The sequence below is a fragment of the Rugamonas rubra genome (assembly GCF_900114705.1).
Taxonomy (GTDB): Bacteria; Pseudomonadota; Gammaproteobacteria; order Burkholderiales; family Burkholderiaceae_D; genus Rugamonas; species Rugamonas rubra.
This window is the reverse complement of the sequence record NZ_FOTW01000020.1, coordinates 33,923-56,504: the sequence shown is the minus strand read 5'-3', so window position 1 is coordinate 56,504 and position 22,582 is coordinate 33,923. Positions and strand designations below refer to the sequence as shown.

Below are 22,582 nucleotides of genomic sequence, written 5' to 3'. Positions count from 1 at the left end.
ATCACCGGGCGGCGGGCGCGGCTGCTGTGCCGTCCCCGCCCCATTGGTGCCGCACCAGCATGTCGAGCCGTTCGATCTGCGCCGCCTCGGTGATGTGCATCAGTCTGGCGGCGACGATCCCGAGCTCGCTCGGCAGGTTGCCGCGCCAAACCAGCTCGAGCCGGGCGCCGTCCGGCTTGAGGCAGACGGTGTCGAGGTCGAGCCGCAGCGTGATCAATTCCTTGTTCCCGTTGGCGGCGAGGACGAGCAGTTCCTGCCGGGGCAGGACGAGACGCAGCATGGTGTTGCCGACCTCGTCGATCCAGGCGAACGGCGCGTCGTGACGACACACGTTGGTGAGCGCGATCCGCGCCTGGCCGCGTAGGTAATCGCACTGCTGGTCGCGCGGGGCGCAATTCCAATAGCCGAAATCGAACTCGGCCGGCAGGTTGCGGATCTCGTTCACCGCCCGATGCGCCTTCTCCTCGATTTTCCCGATCAACGTCCGGCGCGGCAGCCAGGCGCGGCCGATGGCGCCGAAGCCTGCCGGCTCGGGCAACGGCGCGCCCTTGGCGGAGGCCATGAACTGTTTGGCCGAGCAGGGACTGTCGCGGCGGGTGATCTGCGCGGCGTCCACCGAGCTGGCCTGGCTGGCGGCGAGGAACCATTGCCGGGTGAATCCCCGGCCGACCGGATTGGAATCGCAGGCCTCGTGGGCGATGGCGTCGCCGGGCTGCAGCGGCTTGGCCGAGTCGGGTAGCCGATATTTCTTCTCGACCCTGGCGGCGGCCGGATCGTCCCGGTTGATGCGGCACTGGCCGCCCTCGGCGTACTCGTAGCGCAGGGGCAGTTGCGTCAGGCGGCCGGGCAGGCTTAAAGTCCAGGTCCCCAGCGAGGCCAGGCCCAGCGTCGCCAGGCGGATGGGCAGGCCCAGCAGGCGCGTCAACACGCCGCGTTTCTGGAACTGCCGCCCGCCGCTGACGACCAACACCTTGTCGACCAGCCGCTTGGCCTTGGTGCCGGCGGTCTCGACGGCCAGCCGCACGGGAAACGCATCCACTGCGACACCTTTCGGGGCGTAGGCGCTGCCGACGACGATCACGTCGCAGCGCGGCTTGTGCGGCGCCAGGTCGCTTTCCTCCAGCACGCTCGCGGCCGGGTTGTCGTCGACGTGGCGGTCCGTCGTGTTCAGCTCGGCCGGCGCGGCGAGTTCCGTCAGGCTGGCCCAGCGCTGCGCGTCGCAGGGACCGAGGGCGTAGCCTATCTTGGCGACGAAGACATGGAAGGCGCCGCCGTGCTGGTCGACGATGTCGAACTGCACGGCCGAATAGGGCGTGCGGTTGTCGAACGCCAACCCGGCAACGGCAAGGTCCGCCGCATCGGGCGCGGCGGGTCGGGCCGGCGCGTCCGGCGTCGCATCTGGATTGTTGTCGGCCATGGTCAGCCCGGATTGTTGTCAACGTCGTCGCCGTGGACCTCGACCTTCTTGCGGCCCTTGATCAGGATTTCGTCGGCCATGATCTCGATTCTCGTTGGCGTGATGGTCAGCACGGAGCTGCCCACCGTGATGGTGTGCTCCTCGGTGGCGGTCAAGGAGCTGCGCTCGCCGACGATGACCGTCTTCGACAAGGCCACCTCCTCGGTCTGCGCCATCGCGACCGAGGTGTTCATCGCGCCGAGCACGGTGGTTTGATACACCGCGCCAACGAACAGCGACTTGCCCAGGCCGATGGTCTCCTCCTTGGTCAGCGCCACCCGCTCCGATTTGTGCCGGCCTATCGTCACGCTTTCGCTGTGGCCGACCGTCTCGCTGCGGTTCTCGCCGATGTCGATCTCCTCGTCGTGGTCGACCCGCTCGCCGCGCTTGCCGTGCACGGTGATCTTCTCGTCGTTGCCGACGGTCTCGGTGCGGTCGTGCTTGACCTCCACCGTTTCGTCGTGCCCCACCGTCTTGCGGCGGTCGTTGCCGACCGTGTGCGACTCGTTGCGCTCGACCTCGCCGCGCAGGTCCCGCTCGGCGTGCAGCCAGACCTCCTCGGCGCCCTTCCTGTCCTCGAAGCGCAGCGCGTTGGCCGTCTCGCGGTTGCCGCCCCGGGTCGAGCGCGTCAGGATGCCGCTCTGCGTCTTGTTCGCCGGCAGTTCCCAGGGCGGCATGTTGCTGTCGTTGTAGGCGCTGCCGATGATCATCGGCCGGTCGCAGTTGCCGTCGATGAACATCACGATGACCTCCTGGCCGATGCGCGGAATATGCATCTGGCCGTAGCGCGCCCCTGCCCAACCGGTCATCACGCGCACCATCGGCGAACTGGCCTGGTCCGACTTGCCCTTGCGGTCCCATTGGAAGCGGACGCGGACCCGGCCGAATTCGTCGGTGTAAATTTCCTCGCCTTGGGGGCCGACCACCCTGGCCGACTGGATGCCGTGGATGCGCACGTCGCGGCTGTTGAAGCCGCGCTGCGGACGCCAAGGGGTGTTCTTGCGCAGGCAGGTGAAGGTGTTCTGGTAGTGCGAGGCGGCGCCCTTGCCGTCCTGGTAGTTGTTGCTGGCGCGGTGGAGCACCGAGAGGATCAGGTATTCCCGCTCGGACACGTTGTCGCCGCAGGGCTCGCCGGGCCCGACCGGCTTGTAGCCGCCGCTGAAGTGGCCGGCCAGCTTGAACGAGCGGCGCGGTTCGGCGCGGCGGTCGTTGCTGCCGGCGGCGAAGTCCTGGCCCAGGGCGTCGATCGCCTCCATGCGCCGCTGCGCCGCCGCCTCGCCGTCCTGGTAGTTCTTGAAGCCATAGCCGCCGGTGTCCTCGTACACCTCGTAGGAGGCGACGTCGCCCTGGCGGTTCATCGAGTCGCGCTCGGGCCGCTCGCTGCCGGCGATCTTGAAGTTGTAGCTGTTGAGCGTCACCCGGCCCTGGCCGACCCGCCGCGCCGGGCTCCACTGGCTCACGCCGTCGTCCTCCAGCGCGCCGGCCTGGCTCTGGAAGTCCATCACGCCGTCGCCGTCGATGGGGTCGGCCAAGGTGCTGTCGTCGCCGATGACGAGGGTGTGGCCGTCCCGCCGGTGCTCGTAAAAATAGTGGCCGTGCCAGGCCTCGAGGCGGCGGTGGAAATGGTTGTAGTCGCTCTCGTTGTACTGCACCGCCAACTTCAGCATAGGCGCTTGGCTGACGAGATCGTAGCGGTAGTCGCGCTGATCATAATTCAGGAACATCTGATCGAACAACTCGGTGAGCGTCAGGTTCTGGTAGGCCATGCAGTCCTGCCGCAACCGCAGGAAGGCCAGCCAGGGCTTGAGCACCATCTCGTAGAAGGCGAAGCCGCCGTCGGTCTTGAGCATGCGGAAGGCGAACACGTAGCCGTTGAAATAGCGCAGGCTGCCGTCGTCGCGCACCAGCGAGATGGTGACCATCTTGCCCATCAGCGGTTTGAGGGGGATGCGGGCGTCGTCCGACAGCACCTCCACGGTGAAGATGAAGTCGCGCGAGACGGTCTCTTCTGCGACCAGGGCGTTGGCCAGCATCATGCTTGGCGGGCCGTCCTCGTTGGGGAATTCCAGCCGCAGCAGGCGCTGGCCCTGCGGGTCGTCGCTGAACGCGGCGATGAGTTCGGTGGCGCCTTGCAGCAGGTTCATGGTGGCTGTTCCTTATCATTCGGATACGTGATGGCGAAATTGCACTGTAGCGAGCAAGCTCGGCAATGCCTTGTGCCTGCGCAAGGCCGATGCCGGTGAGGCGAAATCACAACGCGTCGATGATGTAGAAGGCGTCGTCGCGGTCGCTGCCACCGGGGCCGGCTGCCAGGAAGGCGTCCCGGTTCAGCCGCGCCCCGCCACCGTCGGCGGCCGGCGACAGGCAGACGCCGCCGATGTCGGCTGCGCGCAGGACCAGGCGCACTTCGTATTGCAGGGTCGGCGTGGCGAACATCGACAGCATGTTCTTCAACGCGGCGGCGCCTTCACCATCGGGCAGGAAATGCGCGTGCTGCGCCCTGCTCAGCGGCCCCAGCTTGATGCGCGCCCGCATGTCGCGGCGCCAGGTGCGCGGGCCGATCAGGCAGCTCACGTTCAGGCGGGCGATCTTGCCGCCCATCCGCGCCTGCAGGGCCGGCGCGATGTTCTGCCAATGGCCCAGATTCGGTTCGACCTTGACGGGAATGCCGAAATAGTCGGCCAGCACGCGTTCGATGAGCAGCGGCGAGGTCGGCCGTTGGCGGAAGGCGGCGGCGTAATACGCGGCCACCTCGTCCGGCACCGGCTGGCCGGTGCTGCCGGCCGGCGTGCCCGACAGGAGCAGCAACAAGGGCAGCAAGCCATCCTGGCCGTCGGCGCCGTGCGGCAGTTCCAGCCGGTATTTGCGCCACGCCTGGTAGAACAGCGCGACGATGCGGTTGGAAAACATATCGAAAAAGGCGCGCGGTCCGGCGTCCTTGTCCAGGTGGAACTTGGCGGCGATGCGCTCGGTATAGTGGTTGGGCAGCACGCCCTGCGCGCCGAGGAAGCCGATGAAGGCGGGCGTGATGTGGATATGCTTGAGCGCGCCGCTGTGCAGCGAGGCCAGCATGTCGGCCTCGCTTCCGCCGGCCACGCCGAGCTCCGGCAGCAGGGCCTCGATCTCGCTGGCGGGAAAGCCCAGCGAGATGCTGTTCTGAAATCGCACGTATCGCGTCAGCGCGGCCTCGCGCGGCACGCCATGCTGGACTAGCCAGCGCTCCAGCAGGCACACGGCCTGGACGAACTTGAACTGATGGGGGCGGTCGAACAGGCGCTGCATCACGCCAGCAGCGCTTCCCCGCTTCTCGGTGGGCATCGTAGCAACTCCTCTCCGCTGCGTTTCGACAAGACCAGCAGTTGGCTGAACACATTGATCTGGCTGTACAGGCCGAAGAAATGGTCGACCACCTGGGCGAACAAGTGGATGCCGCCGCCGACGAAGGCCTCCTCGTCCAACGTCATGCGCACCTCGATGCCGGGCATCAGGGCGGCGCAAGGCGTGCCCTCCACCCAGGCCATGACGACCTTGTACTCCAGCCCGACCACGCCTTGGATCTGGCGCTGCGTGATGGGCGAGCGCGGCAGGTCGTACAGCGTCAACATCTGGCGGAACTCCTCCACGCCGACGGACGACAAGGAGCGGTGGTTGAGCGACAGGTGCGAGATCAGCCGCCAATGGGCGCCGTTACCGGCGTCGAAACGGCAGGCGGCGCTCGGCTTGCGCAGGAAGCGCGCGCTGGCGGTCTGGTTCAGGCCGTCGACAGTCATGTCGTCGCCGGGCTGGCCGTAGACAAGCGCGCTGGGCAGGTCGCGGTTGCTGCAGGTGAATTCAACGGACAGCGTTTGGATGTCGGCGGCGATCGGTGTCAAGTCGTGGTCGACCAGGGCGATGCGCAATTCGTGGCCGGGACTGAGCTCGGCCACCATCTCGTCGCGCCGCACCACCCAGTAGCGCGCGTCCTTGGCCGCCCCCTGGCCGTGGTGGCGGCTGTAAAACGGCTGCAACTGGTGGGCGGTCCGCTCTTTCTTGCCTGTGTTCATCAACAGTGCCGACTCGACGGTATGGATTTCGTAGGCCTCGGGGTGCGGGCCGTCCGCCAGCAGCGGGTAGTCCGGCGCGGTATGCGAGATTTTCACCGGCGAGCCGGCCTTCCTGAATAGGTTGACCACCGGCACGCAGTTGAGCAACAGCTTCTGCGCCGACAGGCCGCCCAGTGTGCGCGCCAGGCTGGCGTCGGCGCGCAGCCGCAGCGCCAGATGGAGCGTGAAGCGTCGGCAGCGCGCCGGCAGCAGCGGCGTGATTTGGTCGAACGCGATGTCGAAGAAGTTGAACTTTTCCGGCATGGCGAAGTATTCCGTCAGCAGGCGGTAGGCCGGGTGCGAGCGGGCGGCGACGGGCACCAGGGCGTCTTCCTGGTCGAAGCCGGCGGCGCGGATCGGCGACGTCTCCAGCGCGGTCCAGGGGCCGCCGTCGGCGGCATCGACATAGGCGCCGCAAACGCGCATGAACAGAGCGTCGCGCACCGCCGCGCAGAACGAGGGCTCGCCGTCGATGAAGACGCGCAATTGTCCGAGGCCCAGCCGCTGCCAGCCCTCCGCCTCGTCCGTTTCGATGGTGATATCGATGCCCGCGCTGGCGTCCCGCGCCAGGCGCACAGAGGCGGGCGCGTTGATGATGGGATCGAAGCGCACGCTGGCCAGCCTGACGGGGGCGACGGTCATCGCGCTGGCGGTGCTGAAGCGGCAGCGCACGCCGGCCACCTGCGCCGTGTGCATGAGGGTGCCGCGCGGCACCGCCACCACCGCGCTCGCGTCCTTGCCGCCGGCCACGTCGAGGATGAGCTGGGCGATCGAACACGAGGGGAAGGTGCGCAGATAGTGCGGATACAGCGTTTCCAGCAAGGTTTCGCTGAACTGCGGGTAGTCGTCGTCCAGGCGTTTCCCCACGCGCGCGGTGAGCAGCGCGCAGCCTTGGATCATCCGTTCGGCGTGCGGGTCCTCGCAGGCGACGCCGGACATCAGCAGCTCGCCTGCGATGCCAGGGAAGCGCTCGCCGAACTCGCGGCCATTTTCGCGGAACCAGGCCAGTTCGCGCTGGTAGTAGGGCAACAACTGCTCCATCGTCTTCTCCTCTTGTGCGCTGCAAACAGGCGGCGGCGCGGACCGCCGCCGCCCCCTACTGGGCGATGCGGAACTCGATGCGGCGGTTGCGCGCGCGGCCGTCGGCGCTGGCGTTGTCGGCCACCGGCCGGTCCGGGCCCTGGCCGGAGACGGCGATCATGTCCGGGCTGATGCCCTTCTCGCCCAGGTACAGGCGCACCGCCTCGGCGCGCGCCTGGCTCAGCCCCAGGTTGCTCTGGCGCAGGCCGACGTTGTCGGTGTGGCCGATCACCTCGACCTTCTTGCCCTGCACCTTGCGCAGGGCGGCCGCCATCTCGTCGAGGATGCCCCGGCCGGAGGCGGTCAGCGTCGCCTTGCCGCTGTCGAACTCGATGATGCGCATGGCCAGCGTCTGGTCGAGCAGGTTCTGCTCGGCGGCCGAGACGCGCAGGCCGTTGTTGACGGTGTAGGTGGGGTTCAGGCTGGTGGCGATGTCGCTGGCGATCTGCTGGCGCTGCGCCTCGTTGGCCACCTCGCCGCGCAGGCTGACGTTGTTGCCGTCGACCTTGACCTGGCCCTTGCTGATCAGCTTGAGGTTGGGGCCGATCAGCTTTTGCACATAGCCGCCCCAGTTGGGCGGCACCGAGACGCTGCCGATGCCGAGCTGGTCGACCACCCGCTCGGCGCCGTACAGCTCGCGCAGGCGGCCCAGCAGCGCGGCCTTGCTGGCCTCGTCCGGCACGGTGCCGTTGACCACGATCTGGCCCGGCTTGGGCGTGGCCGGCGGCGGCACCTGGGCGGCGCCGGCGCCGGCCAGCAGGCAAAGCGACAACAGACTGGCTCGATAGCGCATGGCGACACTCCTGGCGGACTCAAACGAAGGCTTCGTGGAACAGCGCGTAGACCGAGCGCAGCGACAGCTGGTCCTGCTCCAGATAGTTCGACAACTTCTGCACGGCGGGCTGCTCGGCCAGGGTGGCATCGACCCACTCGGTCCGCTCGAAGTCGATCAGTTGCTCGGCGGCGCAGTGCGGGTCGATGATGGCGCGCAGCGTGTCCGGCGCGGCGCCGCCGAAGCCGAGCACCAGCGCCGGCCGGCCGTTCAGCGCGGTGAAGAACAGGCCCAGCTCGAAGTCGCCCTGCTGCAGGAAGGGGCCGACCAGCGCCAGCCAGAACGCGGCGACGGGGAAGCGGTAGCGCTCCTCCTGCGGCAGCGGCAGGGCCAGGCCGCGCTCGAGCCGCGCCGCGTCGCTGGCGCGCACCGGCTGCAGCAGTAGGCCGACGGCCAGGATCATCCGGCGCACCTCGCGGCGCCCCAGCATCGCGCGCAGGGCGGCGAGGTTGTGGCGGTCGAGGAAGTGCAGGAAGCCGTCCTCGTGCTCGGCGCTGGCCGGATCGAGCTCGAGCACCGCGCCGGCCAGCGCGTGCAGCGGCGCGGCCGGCTCGGCGGCGGCCAGCACCTGGCCGGCCAGCGGCGCCAGGGTCAGCCACAGCGGCGCCAGCACCAGCGGGCTGAGCGGCACGAAGGCGGCCGGCGCGGCGACCTCGAGCGCGCACATCACCAGGAAGGGGTAGCGGCGCTGCGCCTGGTCGCCGCTGGAGACCAGGTGGCCGGCCACGGCGCGCCGGCTGCGCGTGCCGACGAAGGCGAAGTGCAGCGGCGCCAGCGCGTCGTAGTACTGCTTCCAGCGCGGCTCGGCGGTGAGCTGGCTCATCGCCCCGGCCAGCCACTGGTCGAGCAGCTCGACCAGCGCCGGGTTGTCGGCCGCCTTGACGAAGTCGCTGCGGCTGGCGATCTTGCCGAAGTAGCCGACCCGGATGCGTTGCGGCGCGCGGCTCATTTAGCCGCCCCGACGATGGTCTCTGGCAGGCGCATGCCACGGAAGCCCTGCTCCTGCGGCTGGGCGGCGCCGGCGCCGCTGGTCTCCGGGCTGCTGGTGATCTTCAGGTCGAGCGCGACGGTGATCGCGCCGTTGCTCCAGCGCAGCTCGTAGACGCCGCCCTCCTTGCGCTTCTTGGCGGCGGCGTCGATCATGCGCTTCAGGCCGAACTGGCCCGGCTCGTTGAACAGCTCGACGCTGCGGCCGTCGAAGGCCACCGCCGTGATGCGCGCGCCGGGCGCGCCCTGCGGGCTGGGATGGACCATGTTGCTCCACTGCGCGGGCGTGTTGCGGTAGCGCAGCTGCTGGCCGTCGATCTCGACGGTGTACTCCAGCGTGCCGGGCGCCGGCATCGGCTGGATCTGGAACACCGTCTGCGCCGCCGCCGAGGCGGTGGCCACGCCGCCGGCGCCGACCGGCGCGATCCAGCCGGGGAAGCGCGCCACCACCTGCGGCTGCAGGACGATGCCCATGTCGGCCCAGGTGCGCGCCGCCAGCACGTCGCCACGGCGCACCACCAGCGGCCCCATCGCCGTGCCGACGAACTTGGCGATCAGGCCGTCCGGGCCGAAGAACTGGGCGATCTCGGCGCCGCTGGCCTCCACCCGCGAGTTGGGCGCGAACGGGTACTTGTTGGCCAGCGACTGCTGGAACGGTTCGTACACCTGGGCCAGCCAGGTCTTGTTGAGCTCGGCCTCGGCCGGGCCGATGATGACGGCGAAGGTCTGCATCAGCGGCCGCACCAAAATCGGCCGGATGGCCTGCTTCTGGCTGTCGCTCATGCCGGTGAGCATCTGCTCGTCGACGTAGCGCAGCGCCTCGGCCAGCTCGGAGCCGCTGCCCTCGAGCGTCTGCTGCATGAACTGGCGCGCGCCGGGGCCGGGGTCGCCCTGGTTCTTCAACTGGTTGAGCCGGCTGCGCAGCTTGGACAGCGCCTCCATGTAGGAGCGCATAAGCGAGGCGTCCTTGTCGCGCGCCGAGACCAGCTTGCCGACGCCGGCGAACTCGCGGCCGATCGGCCCCATCGGCTTGTCGAGCTTGCTCTGGTCCAGCTGCAGGTTGACGTTGACGCCGCCCAGGCCGGACGGCGCGTTGCGCGAGAACAGGTTCTTGACCCACTCCACCGCGCCGCTGCGGGCCTGCCGCATGTCGGCGTTCATCAGGGTCGGGTTGTCCCACGAGGTTTGCTCGTAGATCGTGGTGAGCAGCTTGGCGATCGGCGAGGACTGCGGGTCGCCCAGCCGGTTCATCGCGCTGACGGCGCCGTTGAAGCCGTTCAAGTCGGCGACGCTGACGCCCTGGACGAACTTCAGCCACTCCCGGGCGTAGTCGGCCTTGTACAGGTCGACCAGGCCCTTGTGGATCTGCTCCGGGCTGCCCTCCAGCGTCAGGTCGTCCTTGGAGGCGGTCTTCAACACCCAGTCGGCGCTTTGCAGCTCGTGGGTGGCGGCCTCCTTGAAGGCGGCGTTGACGTATTTCTCCCACGCCTCGCGGGTGAAGGCGCCGGCCACGGCGTGGCTGCCGGCCAGCAAGGCCTGGTCCTGCTCGCCGACGATGCGCGCCACCGTCACGCCGGGGAAGCGGGTCGCCGCGCGCGCCCGCACGTCGGCGTAGACGCGCTCGCGCGCCGGCATGCCGCGCACCACCCGGCGCAGGTTCTCGCGCGCCTGGTCGACCAGCGCCAGCCGGGGCTCGACGCGCGGCCAGCTGGTGTCGCCGATCTGGCCCAGGTAGAAGGTCATCAGCCGCTCGGCGCTGCGGATCAGTTGCTCGCGCGGCATGGCGCCACGGTTGGCCTCCAGCCAGCCGCGCCAGTAGCGCGTCATCTGGTCGTTCAGGTGGCTGGGCTCGGCGTGGGACTTGTCGACCAGCATCAGGTAGGTCTTCAGGGCGTTGTAGGCGTCCTCGACGTTGGTCGGCGAGGCGTCCAGGAACTGGCGCGGGGAGGCCGACGAGGCGGCCAGCGGTGCGGCGGCCGGGGCCGCGATCGGGGCCGCCGCCCCGCCCGGGGCCGGCTCGGCCGAGGTGGGCGCCCTGCCGGCTTGCGCGGCCTCATGCGACGCGACCGGCGCGCCGGCTGGCGTCGGCGCAGCGTTGCCAGCCGTGGCTGTGGCCGTGGCCGCAGCCGCATTTGTAGCCGTGGCCATAGCAGCAGCCGTGGCCACCGCCGGCAGCGGGCCGCCCACCGCGCCGACGGCCGCCGCGCCCCGGCCGGCCGGGCGCAGTTGGTCGGCGTTGGCGTTCATCTCGGCCAGCAGGGCCTCCAGGCCGCCGACCACCGGTTTGAGCATGACCTCGCGCGCGCCGGCGAAATACTCCTCGCGCAGCTTGCGCTCCAACAACTCGCCCTGGTACAGCCCCATGCGCAGCGACCACGGCCGCTCGCGCCGGTAGGTATCGAGCTGTTCTATGCGGTCCTGCAAGATATCCAGCGCCTCCAAGCGCGACTGCAGGTCCAGCCGCCGGTCCTGCAGTTTGACGATCTTGTCCAGGTCGGCCCGCACATTGCTGACCAACTGGCGGTTGCCCAAATAAGACCAGCTCCAGCCGCCCAGCGACACGCCCAGCATGATCACGGCGGCGAAGAAGGCGGCGTAGCGCAGCTGGAGCTTGTTCTTGCTGGCGTACTGCGACACCAGGTCGCGGTCGGCGAAGATCACCTTGCGGAACAGGTCGAGCAGGAAGTAGCCGGACTGCGCCGGCGGCTCCCCGGCCGGCTCCTGGGCCGCCTTCAGGCCGAAGCGGCGGGCGATGCGCAGCGACTCGTCGCTGGCCGGCACGCCCTCCTGCAGCGCGCTGGTGAAGTAGTAGCCGCGAAACACCGGCTTGAACTGGAAGGCGTTCTCCTCGAACAAGGTGGCCAGGAAGGCGCGCAGCGACACCCTCAAGCTGGCGAACTCGATCGGAAAAGTGAACACGCCCGCCGCCATGTGCTCGCGCCGGCCGCGCCCCATGTTGGCCAGGCTGAGCTCCTGCACGCCGGCGCACAGCTCGTCGAAGCTGTGCTCGAAGAAGCTCAGCACTTGCTGGCTGCTGGCCTTGCGCTTGTAGGGCATGGTGGCGCCCCAGGCGCGCTCGCGCTCGCTGCGCTCGGCGCGGCCAAAGAAGTCGCCGAAGCCGGCCAGCAGGTCGGCCTTGGTGAACAACACATACACCGGCGCGAACACCTCCAGCCGCTCGATCAGGTCCTGCACGCGCTGGCGCAGCTTGCGCGCCAACGCTATGCTGGCCTCCGGGTTGCCGCCGCGCAGCTCGGAGACGTTGACGGCGATGATGATGCCGTTGATCGGCGCCCGCTTGCGGTACTTCTTCAGCAGGTCGAGGAAGCCGCACCACTCGGCGCGGTCGCCCTCTTCGGCCGAGTAGCGGCCGGCCGTGTCGAGCAGGATGCCGTCGGTGGTGAAGAACCAGTCGCAATCGCGGGTGCCGGCCACGCCGCGCACCACCTTGGCCTCGGCGATGGGGAACTGCAGGCCGGAATTGGTGACGGCGCTGCTCTTGCCGGCCGCCGGATTGCCGATGATCATGTACCAGGGCAGCTCGTACAGGGCGCGCGCGCCGGAACTCTGCCCCAGCTTGGAGCCACGGATGGTGGCGATGGCCTTCAGCATGTTCTCGCGCAGCAGCTTGACCTCGGCCCGCTCCGGCGGCGCCGCCGGATCGGCCGCCGCCGCTGCCGCCTCGGCGGCGGCCTGGCTGCTGATGGCGTCGCCCAGCAACTGCGCCTCGCGCTTGGCGTAGCCGCGCCGCGCCAACCACACCACCACCCACAACAACAACGCCAGCGCCATTCCGGCAACGGCCCAGATCAGCGCCAGCTCCAGCCGCTCGGCGCCGAAGTAGAACACCACCGCCAGGGCGACAAAGCCCATCACGGCCCAGTAGCGCCGGTCGGTCAGGAAAATCCAGATTCGTCGCATCATGGGCGGGCTCGCAAGGTGGGCTGGGAACGGGCGCGGCGACTGGCCGGGCAGACCGAGCCATGGTGCCACCTTCGATGCGGCGATTTCTTGACCGAAAACAATGATCGCAAGGGCCAAGCGGCTTATTTCCTCACCGTGCCGGGTAGGCGCAACTCGGTGTGGCCGAAGTCCATCATGGTCCAGCGGCCGCCCCAGTGCAGGCCCACCGTCTCGGCCGTTTCGCCGTACAGACGGTAGCCGCGCATGGCCCAGGGGTCGCGCTCCGAGATCACCAGCTTGCCGTTGCGCAAAAAGGCGCAGTCGGCCGCCAGGCCGAACTGGTGGTAGCTCTGGAAGGCCTTGGCGTTGGTGACGGCCGACCCGGCGGCGGCCAGCAGATCCTGCCGCTGCGGGCTGCGGTAGCCTTCCAGGATCGCCATGTCGTAGCCGTGGCTCTCCTTCATGATCTTAAACACCAGCAGCAGGCGTTGGGCGAAGGCGGCGTCGAGCAGCTGCCAGTTGCGGTTGGCGCTGTCGAGCAGGGGCCGCACCTGCGCCACCTCGGCGGTGGTGAAGGCCAGCGGTGGCGGCGACAGCGGCGGCGCCAGCTGTTCGCCCTCCAACAAGGCCAGCACCTGGGGGTTGACGTCGTGCGCCGCGCCGTCGAAACCGCCCAGCATGCTGCCGTCGCTGACCAGCCAGGCCAGCAGCGGCGGCACGGTCAGCAACACGCCGGCCGCCAACAGCAACAGGCAGCGGCGGCGCAGCCAGCGCAGCAGCCGCGCCGCGCCCTGGCGTGCGCCCTCGCGCGCGCCCTGCCCCGCAGCGGCGGCCCGCTGGCCGCCGGCCTGGTTCAACCGCTGCCAGCGCTGCTCCAAGCGGCGCCCCAGTTGCGCCAGCGACTGCGTCACCAGCGCGCGGCCGCCGTCGAACAACAACAGCCAGGCGCCGGCGCAGGCCAGCAGGAAAAATAGCAGCACGGAAAAGAGAAACATGGTGCGCTCCGTCAAAGCGGGCCGGACGCGCAGATCGGACACTTGCTGTCAGCCCAGTCGAGATCGCTACATCGTAGACCTGCCAACAAATCGCATCGAAGGCTATATCAAAGTCAGGGAGGATATTTTGGACGCTTCGAATCAAAGGCCGAACCTGCTGTCGAAGGGCACGGTCGGCAACGGCAACACCGGCGGCCAGCGCATCCTGGCCAGCCTGGAGCATGGCGGCGCCATGCTGGCGCCGAACCGCCTAACCCGCCTGCAACTCAACGGTTGGACGCTGGCCCTGTTGGCCTTGTTGTTGATACTCAGCGTGTTGGCCTGGATGACCCACCGCGACGGCGCCCCGCCGCTGCGGCACGCGCTGCCGCTGAGCGCGCGCGCGCCCACCAACGACGGCGCGAGCACGCCGCCGCTCGCCGACCTGGTGAACAGAACGGCACCGGCGGCCATCATCAACGAGCCGAGCAGCACCCTGCCCGTGGCTAGGGGCAACGAGCGGAACTACGAACGGAGTAGTGAACGGAACAATGAGCCGGTGGTGGACATTGTGCGGCCGGACAAGCTGGTGGGCCGGCCTGCCAACAAAGCGGCAATGCCGGCTAGGCGCGCCGACTACATCGTGGCCAAGGCCGCCAACGCCGCCGACAACACCGGCAACGCGGCGCATAGCCCGACGGCCGCGTCGGCGGCCAGCACGTCGAAGGCAGGCGCTAGCAAGCCGACACCGGCGCCGTCCGGTGCCGGCCGGAACTTGGCGGACAGCGCCGGCGCCCGCGACAACAGCCGGCCCCCGGCGCAGCTTAAAAAAGCCGCGACGCTGTCCTTCCAGCCGAGCACCGCCCTGGCCGCCGACACCGACGTCACCCTGCTGGCGGCACTGGTGGCGCACGCCAGCCAGCCGACCATGGTGGTCGCAGAGAACAGCCGCGACGTGGTCGAGCGCAAGGACGGCGACGCCACCGCCGGCCTGCTGCAGCGCTGCAAGCAGTTGGGACAGATCGAGGGCATGCTGTGCCGCTCGCGCATCTGTTCCGGCCGCTGGGACAACGACCCGGCCTGCCGCGCGCCCAGCCACTAGGGCCGGCCACCAGCATCGTCGCGCCACCATCACTGCCGCAGCCATCCCACCACGGCCTCCGCCTGCGATGGGTGCGCCGGCTGCGCCCACGCGCAGGCTACTGGATCGCCAACTGCTTGCCGCCGCCGCCGCTGCGTTTCGGCAGCCTCAGGTGCAACACGCCGTTCTCGTAGCGCGCCTGGGCCTGCTCGTCGTCGACCTCCTGCGGCAGCGTGAAACTGCGCTGCATTTGGCCATAGTAGCGCTCGCTGCGCAGGCTGCCGCCCTCGTTCTCGCTCTTTTCCTGCTTGATCTCGGCCGACAGCGACACCTGATTGCCGTTGATCGCCACCTTGATGTCTTCCTTGTTGACGCCGGGGATCTCGGCCTTCACCAGATACTCCTGCTCGTTCTCGTTGACGTCCATGCGCAACCGTGGCGCCACCTCCATGCCGCCACGGAAGGCGGCGGGCGAGAAATCGCGGAACAGTTCGTCTATGTCGCGGAACGGATCGAAGCGCGTCAAATCGCGAAACGGGTCAAATCGCATCAGATTGTTTGCCATCATTCCTCCCTTGTGGTGCCTGAGCACCTGCTGACGGGATCCGGTGCGCACCAGACGACACGCGCCCTCCCGACCTCCATCATAAAAGTCGGTCCCGCCGCAGGCATGACGCACATCAAACCCGCCGCAGCGCTCCTTTCATCCCGCGCAAGGCGGTCTGTCGCCAAGCGTCGCCACCGTCGCGCCCAGACGCAAAAAAGCCCAACCGGATTAGGATTGGGCTTTCTATGTGTTCTGGCTCCCCGACCTGGACTCGAACCAGGGACCTGCGGATTAACAGTCCGTCGCTCTACCAACTGAGCTATCAGGGAAAAGAGGCCGCATTATATACGGCGAAATTTCCGCTGTCCAGCTCACCTGCGGGGATTTTTGGCGGCACCGGAAAACGCGGCGCCACCGCCCCGTCCGCTACATGCCCAGCGACTTGAGCAGCTCGTCGTTGTCGCCCGCGTCCGAGGCCGGCGGCGAGCTTTCCGCGTCCATGTTGGCGCGCTCCTTGTCCATCAGCGTGTCCGGATCGGTCTCCTCGTTGGGGTCGAAGTCGTACAGGCGGACGAACTCGGTGCGGTCGATCGCCAGCTCGAGGTAGAAGATGTTGCTCTTCTCCGTGTAGAAGGAGACGCGGCGCATCTCCGGCCGGTCCAGCGGCGTGTCGACGCTGAGCATCACCTGTTTGGTCAGCACCAGCATCTTCGGCTGGTTCTGCGTGATGTTGGTCTGCAGCTCGCGGCGCACCTTGCCGGTGAAGTCGCCGACGATCTGGTTCATCAACTCGCCGAGGATGTTGGACACCTCGTCCGAGGTGTGCGAGCTGGCCAGCTCGGACTTCGGCATGCCCATGTGCAGCATGTAGCGCTCGTAGATCTCCATCGCCGTGTCGGCGGCGAAGTTGAGCACCACCAGGCCGGTGAAGCCGCCGTCGAACAACACGAAACAGCCGATGTCCGGCTTCAAACCAACCTTGGTGATGCGCTGGACCATGGCAGAGTAATAGACTTTGCTTTGCGTGGCGATACCCAGCACGCGTGTCACGGAGTTACACAGACTGGTCAGCAGGTCTTCCGTGCCGTACACAATACCCTTGTCGTTCATGGTCATGTTTTCCCCTAATTATTTTTGAAACCTACTTGTTGTCCGTCAGCGCCAAGCGGAACAGGGCCACCTGGCTGAGCAGGCGGCCGATCTCCTCGCGCCGCTGCGGCGAGCACGCCTCGCCGGCCGGCATGGCGGCGAGCCGGTCGCGCAGCTGATTGACCGCGCCCTCCAGCTCGCCCATGCGCCGCACGGCCAACGACGCCGACGGCGCCAGCGGCCGCCCGGCGGGCAATTCGGCCACCAGCAGTTCTGTCTGCGGCGCCGCCTCGGTGATCTGCATGGCCTTTCCCCTTTGCTTGCCGGCGCGCCCGCGAAACGCGGTTCCGCCTCCCCCAGGGGAAGGCGGCGCTCGCACGGCCGAATACCTAGAGAATACTGAACCGTGTATATCCCGTCCACCTGATTCATACATTCCGCAAGGAAATGTCGTTTTCCCAGTGGCGCACCAAATAAAAAACCCAGCCGGCGAGGGCTGGGTTTTTTAGGCGGAGGGTATCGCCGGCAAGGACTTAGAAGCCGCCCTTGAACTGCACGCCCCACAGGCGCGGCTCGTTGACGAAGCCGGTGCGGTTGTTGAAGTCGATGGCGCCGGTCACCACTTGCTTGTTGGTGATGTTGCGGCCGTAGGCGGCCAGCTCATACTTGCCATCCTGCCAGATGTAGCCGATCCGCACGCCGCCCTCGGTCAGCGGCTTGCCGGTGAACTCCTTCGACTCGTACAGGAAGAAGTTGACCTTGGTGCGGTAGGACCAGTCGGTGAACAGGAACAACTCGCCGTTTTCCAGCGGGATCGAGTAGCGCGCGGTGGCGTTGGCGATCCACTTCGGCGCGTTCGGCAGCGCGTTGCCGTTGAGCAGCATCTGGCCGTTGACGACCGGGTTGAGCGGCGTGCAGGTGCGGCACGCCGGCAGGCTCAGGCTCGGATCGCGGATCTCGGTGAAGTTGTAGCTGCCGCCGATGCTCATCTTCAACTGGCTGGTGACGAAGCCTTCCAGATCCATCTCGGCGCCACGGCCCTTGGTCTTGGCGGCGTTGATCAGCTTGGTGACGTTGGACTGGCCGCCGACCACGGTCAGCTGCTGGTTCTTGATGTCGAAGTCGTACACGCTGAACGAGGCGCGGGCACGGCGGTTGAACAGGTCGGCCTTGATGCCCGCCTCGTAGGAGGTGATGGTCTCGGCGTCGGCCACGGTGATGGCGACCTTGTCGTTGGCGGCGGCGATGCTCGGCGCGCGGAAGCCGGTGGCGACGCGGGCGTAGACGTTGACGTCCTTGTTCAGCTTGTAGACGGCGCTGACGTCCCAGTTGACCTTGGACTTGCTCTCGCCGACCGACTGCGGCGCGATCTGCACCACGTTGACCGCCTCGACGGTGGCGAAGCGCTTCTTGTCGTAGGTGTAGCGCAGGCCGCCGCGCAGCGAGAAGGCGTCGCTGACCGCGTAGTTGACCGAGCCGAAGGCGGCCCAGGCGGTGTTGACCTGCTGGCTCAGCAGGTGCGAGGTCTGGATGTTGCCCTTGGTGCTGTCGAAGCCGTCGGAACCGCCCTTGCCGTCCTCATGGAAGTAGTACAGGCCGCTCTGCCAGTTCAGCGGGCCGGCGTTCTTCGATTCGACGCGGAACTCCTGGCTCAGTTGCTTCAGGTCGGGCATGGTGGCGGCCGATTCCACCTGGAACGGCACGCCCGGCTGCACGCTGCCGCCGTCGATGTCGCCACGGCTTTCGTACTTGCCGACCGACTCGTAGCCGGTGATCGAGAACAGCTTGACCGCGTCCAGGTCCCAGCTCAGGCGCATGCTGGCGCCGTTGGTGCGCAGGTTCTGGTAGTTCAGGCCGTTGTTGGCGACCTTGCCGTTGTCGTAGCCGTCGACCAGGTCGTTGCTGCCGAACTTGATGATGTTGGCGCGGAACACGCGCGAGCTGCCGGTGGTGGTGCGCTGGTGCACATTGAACAGGGCGTTGAAGGCCGCGTTCGGCGCGTACAGCAGCTGCACGCGCTCGGCGTGCTCGTTGTAGCCCTCCAGCGCGTCCTGCTTGCCGGTGGTGGTGTTGTCGACGAAGTTGTCGCGGTGCTGGCGCAGGGCAGACACGCGCAGCGCCCATTCCTTGCTCAGCGGCACGTTGACGGCGCCTTCGACGTTGGCGGTGTTGTAGGTCGCCCACGACAGGTTGTAGTAGCCCTCGACCTTTTTCAGGTTGGGCTTTTCCGATTCGAACTTGACCACGCCGGCCGGGGTGTTGCGGCCGAACAGGGTGCCCTGCGGGCCGCGCAGCACTTCGACGTTCTTCGTGTCGAACAGCGGGAAGCCTTTGAGGATGGGGTTTTCCTGCACCACGTCGTCATAGATCAGCGAGACGGGCTGCGAGGCGAAGATCGAGAAGTCGCTGTTGCCATAGCCACGGATGTAGAAGCGCGGGAAGACGCGGCCGGTCGACGACTCCACGTTCAGGCTCGGCACTTTGCCGGCCAGCAGGCGGATGTCCTGGCCGCCGGACAGCAGCACGTCGAGCTTCTCATTGTTCAGCGACGACACCGACACCGGCACTTCGCGGATGTTCTCGGTGCGGCGCTGCGCCGTGACGGTGACGGTTTCCAGTTGCGGTGCGCTGGCGGGGACGCTTTGCGCCATGGCCGAGCCAATAGGCATCGCCGCACCCAGCGCCAACAGGCGCTTGTGCATCTTGGACAGTTTGATCATTTGCATTCCTCGGTTTAATAAAATTCGTACAAAGAGTGGTTCACAGTTGTCTCCTGCTTCCTCTTGTATGGACGCCGTCCAATCCGCCCGGTCTGGCCCGGGGCGGCGGCGCAAGCGGGGGATCACCCCGCCCTCGGCAAAAACTGGGCGCGCCATGCGCCTCGCCTTGGCGGCGGTTCGCGTAAAGGAACTGGCCGGGATGGTGGCGGGCGCTGGTCTGGCCCGCATCTTGAAGATGTCTGGAATGTGCCGACTTGCAGAAAGGCGGTATTGTCTGGCATTGATAGTGGGTATAGCAAGACCAATATAGCCATAGCTGCGCCATATACAACAGTTTTCAGCTAAGCAAGCATGAATTCCGCATATCGCGAGAAAATATCTTGCATTTCAAAAGGAAATAAAATTGAACTGCGACATCAACCATCCGTCGCAGGGTCCCGCCCGGGCGCCGCAGACAGCGATTTCACCAACGCCTCGATATACGCGTTGCGGGCGGCTTGATGGATTTCCAGGTCACGTTGCAGCTCCACAAGCTTATCGTCGATGACTCGCACCATATCGAAATTCCGGCGCGCTTCTTCGGACATGGCGGCAGCACTGAACTCCGTGCCATTGATCGTAATTTTCCCGGGTGCGTTCATGCCAGCTCCACTTTTTACAGGTGTAGGGGGTGGTTCAGATGGCGCGACGTAAGGCTGGGCCGTGCTCGCGTGCAGCAAGCTGCGATTGATTTCATGGGTAGCCATGACGAGTTTTGCGCCATGGCGCGGCACGGCGTAGCAGCGCTTGCTGCGGTATTCGCGGCAAGCCCGCAGCGCCATGACTCGCCCCTCTTCCGCCGTGCGCGGCAATGTCAATTTTACTTCGCCCAATGCCTGCACAATGTACTGAAACAAGGCGGCCGGCATCGGCTGGTCCGACAGCACTGCCTCGCTGGGCGCGAAGCGCCCCGCCCTGGTCATGCCAACCATATATTCCGTGCAGTCCATGATCGCCAGCACACCATCCGCCGCGAGATGAATCAGCGGACAATACGGCGCCAACTCGGGCAGCACATGGTTCGGGTAGACGCGATGTTTCCAGTAACGCGAGGAAATCCGCGCGAAATGACGGTAATCGGCGATCGGTATCAGGCGCGCCTGCTCGAATGGCAGGATTTCCACCTTGGGCTTGGCAGGGGTCACCGTATCGTTGGAAACATCCAGATACAAGGTGCCCAGCTGAAAGGCGTTCTGGAAAAATTCGCCACGCAGATCACCCCACACTAGGCGGAACGCGCCGCCAGCCTTACGGAAGGCGGCAAATGCCTTTCGGCCGGCAACGGCGGCATCCGACAGCCGCACTGCGGACACATCGCCCTGCTCCAGCAGCCGCATCACCGCTTGCGAGATTTCAAGACATTGGCCGAGCGGATACGTTTTCCCCAGCTTGACCGGCTGCGCGCGCTCCAGCGTCAAATCCACATGCAACCGGATTGCCAGGAAGAAAGCTTCAAGCTCCAGCAACGCAGGCAACAGGTGGCGCTCGCTGAGCACGGTCTGGCGCCCGAGATCGACAATGCGAGGCTCGAAAGGCAGCATGACGTCGGTGACGTTGAGAATTGAGTGCTTGGACAAATCCAGCCACTTTCGATATGTTGGCTCCCCGACCTGGACCCGAACCAGGGACCTGCGGATTCACAGAATGGGGCTCCAGTTTGCGGGTCAGTGTACGCGCACCATCATCTTTACGACGATGCGACCGTTTGCCCGATCGCTCGATAAGCGCAGAAGGTCTGATATCGCAATTGCCGCACCCGGCCGAATTCTGCCGCACCCGATCAGAATAACACCTTGCCCAAACGAAAACCTCACATATTGTCACGAATTACATGAGGCCATGCCGACTTCCAACGGCATCTCTGCGGCCCGCGATGCTGGAACATCCAGCCTCCAAACGCAAAAAGCCCAACCGGTGAAGGCTGGGCTTGTTGGTCTTGCTGTATTCTGGCTCCCCGACCTGGACTCGAACCAGGGACCTGCGGATTAACAGTCCGTCGCTCTACCAACTGAGCTATCAGGGAAAAGTGCGCGAATTAACTATGCCGATCTCGCTTTGGGCGAGGCCGAGGCGGAAGATTCCCACCTGCTGCATGCCGGGCTTCGGCTCCCGGCGCTCATTAAAAAAGCCACGCTAAGCAACGTGGCTTTCGAAATTCTGGCTCCCCGACCTGGACTCGAACCAGGGACCTGCGGATTAACAGTCCGTCGCTCTACCAACTGAGCTATCAGGGAACAGAGGCAGCATTATAGCTGTTCAACGCGCATTTGGTTGCCCCGAATGGAAATTATTTCGCAAAAAAATTGTGTGCATGAAAAACATGCCAAGCGGAGCACTCGGCGGCGGCGTGCGGCAGCGCGCGCCGCCCTCAGGCGCCGCCATGCCGCATGCTGCCGCCGGCCAAAACCGAACCGCTCCAGGCCGCCGGCGCGGGCGCGAGCGGCTTGGCGCGCGCCGCGCCGGGCAGGTCGTCGTCCAGCATGCGCACCAGCGGCGCCAGCAGCACCTGCTCGTCCGGTGCCGAGGTTTGCAGCGCCAGGTCGCGGGCGATATCGCGCAGCCGCCACTGGATCTCCCGGCCGGCCACCTCGCGCTCGAACAGCAGCATCTGGTCCGTGCCGGCGCCCAGGTCCGACTCCGGCCGCACATACACGTCCAGGCCGGTGCTGATAAAGGCGCGGCGGATGGTGCGCACCCGCTCCATCGTCTTATGCAATAGCTCCAGCATGCCGGGCGACTTCGCCGCCACCCCCACCATCAAGCCCTCGCCAACGTCGAGGATGGCGGCGATGCGCCAGAACAGGTGTTCCACGCCCTCCCCGCCCTGCGCGCGGACGGGATCGGCCGCCGCGTCCGGGGTGGCCATGCGCAGCGCGCCCGAAATGGCCGACAACAGCTCGTGCGAGTATTCGCCGGGAATGATCTTCAACGCCAACTCGGCCCGCTCCAACGGATGGTCGGTCAACAGCAGGCCGGCGATCACCTCCGCCACCGCCACCGCCTGGCCCGGCGCGCTGATCTGGCCGCCGCCGATCTGGCGTGGATAGCCGCTGCCGTCGAAGCGCTCGTGGTGCTCGGCCACCGCCCGCCCGACCGCCGCCGGGTAGCCGCCCAACTCGTCGATCAACATCTGCCCGATGCGCGGATGCACGACAATGTGCGACCACTCGTGCGGCAGCAGCCGCTTGCCGCGTGCCAGGAAGGCGGGCGCGACGTACAGCTCGCCGATGTCGTGCAGCATGCCCGCCAGGCCGGCCACCATTTGATCCTGTTCGCCCAGGCCCAGCTTCTGCGCCATGCAGACGGACAGCAGGCTGACCAGCACGGCGTGCTCCAGCGCGTGGGCGCCGTTGCGGTCGGCCACGGTCAACATCATCCGCAGGGCGTCGCCGAACTCCAGCCGGGCCAGCTGCGCCAGCACCGCCGCACTGCCCTTCCCGCTGGCGCGCAGGATGTGGGCCAGCGAGGGACTGGTCTCGACGAGGCGGCCGGCGATGCCGGCGATGGCCCTCTGATCGACGCCGCCGCTCACCCGCACGCAGCTTTCGAAGGGCTGCCGCAGCTTGTGCAGGATCAGCTTTTCCTGCAGCGCCCGGGTGACCCTGGTGCCCTTGGCCACCAGCTTCAAGCCGCGCACGTCAAGGATGTCGACGATCACCTCCACCGCCATGATTTCGGCCACCGCCATCACCTTGTCCAGGTAGTGGCGATTGACGGGGGCGGCGTGCAGAGCTGGCATGGGCTTCCTTCAGGGTCGGCGCGGGAGCGCGACTTAACTTCCTGAATGATAGC

General features: G+C 67.0%; 15 protein-coding genes and 3 tRNA genes. 1 reads left to right on the top strand and 17 read right to left on the bottom strand.

Going from position 1 to position 22,582, the window contains the following annotated elements:
• Position 1 precedes the first annotated feature (1 nt).
• The 8 genes from BM252_RS20295 to BM252_RS20260 all read right to left on the bottom strand — a co-directional run bounded on the left by BM252_RS20295 (position 2) and on the right by BM252_RS20260 (position 13,335).
• Positions 2–1,333 carry a DUF2169 family type VI secretion system accessory protein gene (locus BM252_RS20295; RefSeq protein WP_174900601.1) on the bottom strand — a complete coding sequence of 444 codons (1,332 nt, stop codon included), beginning with the start codon at positions 1,331–1,333 and terminating at the stop codon, positions 2–4.
• A gap of 86 nt (positions 1,334–1,419) precedes the next feature.
• On the bottom strand, positions 1,420–3,600 hold the full coding sequence (locus tag BM252_RS20290; RefSeq protein ID WP_093389493.1) for a type VI secretion system Vgr family protein: 2,181 nt from the start codon (positions 3,598–3,600) through the stop codon (positions 1,420–1,422).
• Positions 3,601–3,706: 106 nt separating this feature from the next.
• Positions 3,707–4,774, bottom strand: a complete 1,068-nt coding sequence (tssG, locus tag BM252_RS20285; protein WP_093389492.1) for a type VI secretion system baseplate subunit TssG — start codon at positions 4,772–4,774, stop codon at positions 3,707–3,709.
• A complete protein-coding gene (gene tssF / locus BM252_RS20280; RefSeq protein ID WP_093389491.1) occupies positions 4,738–6,579 on the bottom strand; it encodes a type VI secretion system baseplate subunit TssF in 1,842 nt (613 codons plus the stop codon). The genes tssG and tssF overlap by 37 nt, the downstream gene beginning before the upstream one ends.
• A 55-nt stretch (positions 6,580–6,634) precedes the next feature.
• Positions 6,635–7,411, bottom strand: coding sequence for an OmpA family protein (locus BM252_RS20275; protein ID WP_093389490.1), 777 nt, complete (start codon positions 7,409–7,411; stop codon positions 6,635–6,637).
• Positions 7,412–7,430: 19 nt separating this feature from the next.
• Entirely contained in the window at positions 7,431–8,399 is a 969-nt protein-coding gene (gene tagF, locus BM252_RS20270; protein WP_093389489.1) for a type VI secretion system-associated protein TagF, read from the bottom strand.
• Positions 8,396–12,358 (bottom strand): type VI secretion system membrane subunit TssM, encoded by a 3,963-nt coding sequence (tssM, locus tag BM252_RS20265; RefSeq protein WP_093389597.1) that lies wholly within the window; start codon positions 12,356–12,358, stop codon positions 8,396–8,398. Before tssM ends, tagF begins: the two co-directional genes overlap by 4 nt.
• A gap of 125 nt (positions 12,359–12,483) precedes the next feature.
• Positions 12,484–13,335: a M15 family metallopeptidase gene (locus BM252_RS20260; RefSeq protein WP_093389596.1), complete on the bottom strand. Its 852-nt coding sequence runs from the start codon at positions 13,333–13,335 to the stop codon at positions 12,484–12,486.
• A 127-nt stretch (positions 13,336–13,462) separates the two neighbouring features.
• Here BM252_RS20260 and BM252_RS20255 point away from each other — a divergent pair, with 127 nt between their 5' ends.
• Entirely contained in the window at positions 13,463–14,416 is a 954-nt protein-coding gene (locus BM252_RS20255) for a hypothetical protein (RefSeq protein ID WP_093389488.1), read from the top strand.
• A gap of 97 nt (positions 14,417–14,513) precedes the next feature.
• Here the strand turns inward: BM252_RS20255 and BM252_RS20250 are convergent, their stop codons facing one another.
• The 9 genes from BM252_RS20250 to BM252_RS20210 form a co-directional block, all read right to left on the bottom strand.
• Positions 14,514–14,945: an Hsp20/alpha crystallin family protein gene (locus BM252_RS20250; RefSeq protein ID WP_245774355.1), complete on the bottom strand. Its 432-nt coding sequence runs from the start codon at positions 14,943–14,945 to the stop codon at positions 14,514–14,516.
• Between the two features lie 250 nt (positions 14,946–15,195).
• A tRNA-Asn gene (locus BM252_RS20245) sits at positions 15,196–15,271 on the bottom strand.
• Between the two features lie 97 nt (positions 15,272–15,368).
• Positions 15,369–16,058 (bottom strand): DUF3334 family protein, encoded by a 690-nt coding sequence (locus BM252_RS20240; protein ID WP_093389487.1) that lies wholly within the window; start codon positions 16,056–16,058, stop codon positions 15,369–15,371.
• 25 nt (positions 16,059–16,083) lie between these two features.
• Positions 16,084–16,335 (bottom strand): hypothetical protein, encoded by a 252-nt coding sequence (locus BM252_RS20235; RefSeq protein WP_093389486.1) that lies wholly within the window; start codon positions 16,333–16,335, stop codon positions 16,084–16,086.
• Between the two features lie 229 nt (positions 16,336–16,564).
• Entirely contained in the window at positions 16,565–18,751 is a 2,187-nt protein-coding gene (locus BM252_RS20230; protein ID WP_093389485.1) for a TonB-dependent receptor, read from the bottom strand.
• A 416-nt stretch (positions 18,752–19,167) separates the two neighbouring features.
• Entirely contained in the window at positions 19,168–20,367 is a 1,200-nt protein-coding gene (locus BM252_RS20225) for a hypothetical protein (RefSeq protein WP_217429936.1), read from the bottom strand.
• Positions 20,368–20,737: 370 nt separating this feature from the next.
• Positions 20,738–20,813 (bottom strand) — tRNA-Asn (locus BM252_RS20220).
• A 135-nt stretch (positions 20,814–20,948) separates the two neighbouring features.
• Positions 20,949–21,024 (bottom strand) — tRNA-Asn (locus BM252_RS20215).
• Positions 21,025–21,158: 134 nt separating this feature from the next.
• On the bottom strand, positions 21,159–22,529 hold the full coding sequence (locus tag BM252_RS20210; RefSeq protein ID WP_093389484.1) for an HD-GYP domain-containing protein: 1,371 nt from the start codon (positions 22,527–22,529) through the stop codon (positions 21,159–21,161).
• Positions 22,530–22,582 lie beyond the last annotated feature (53 nt).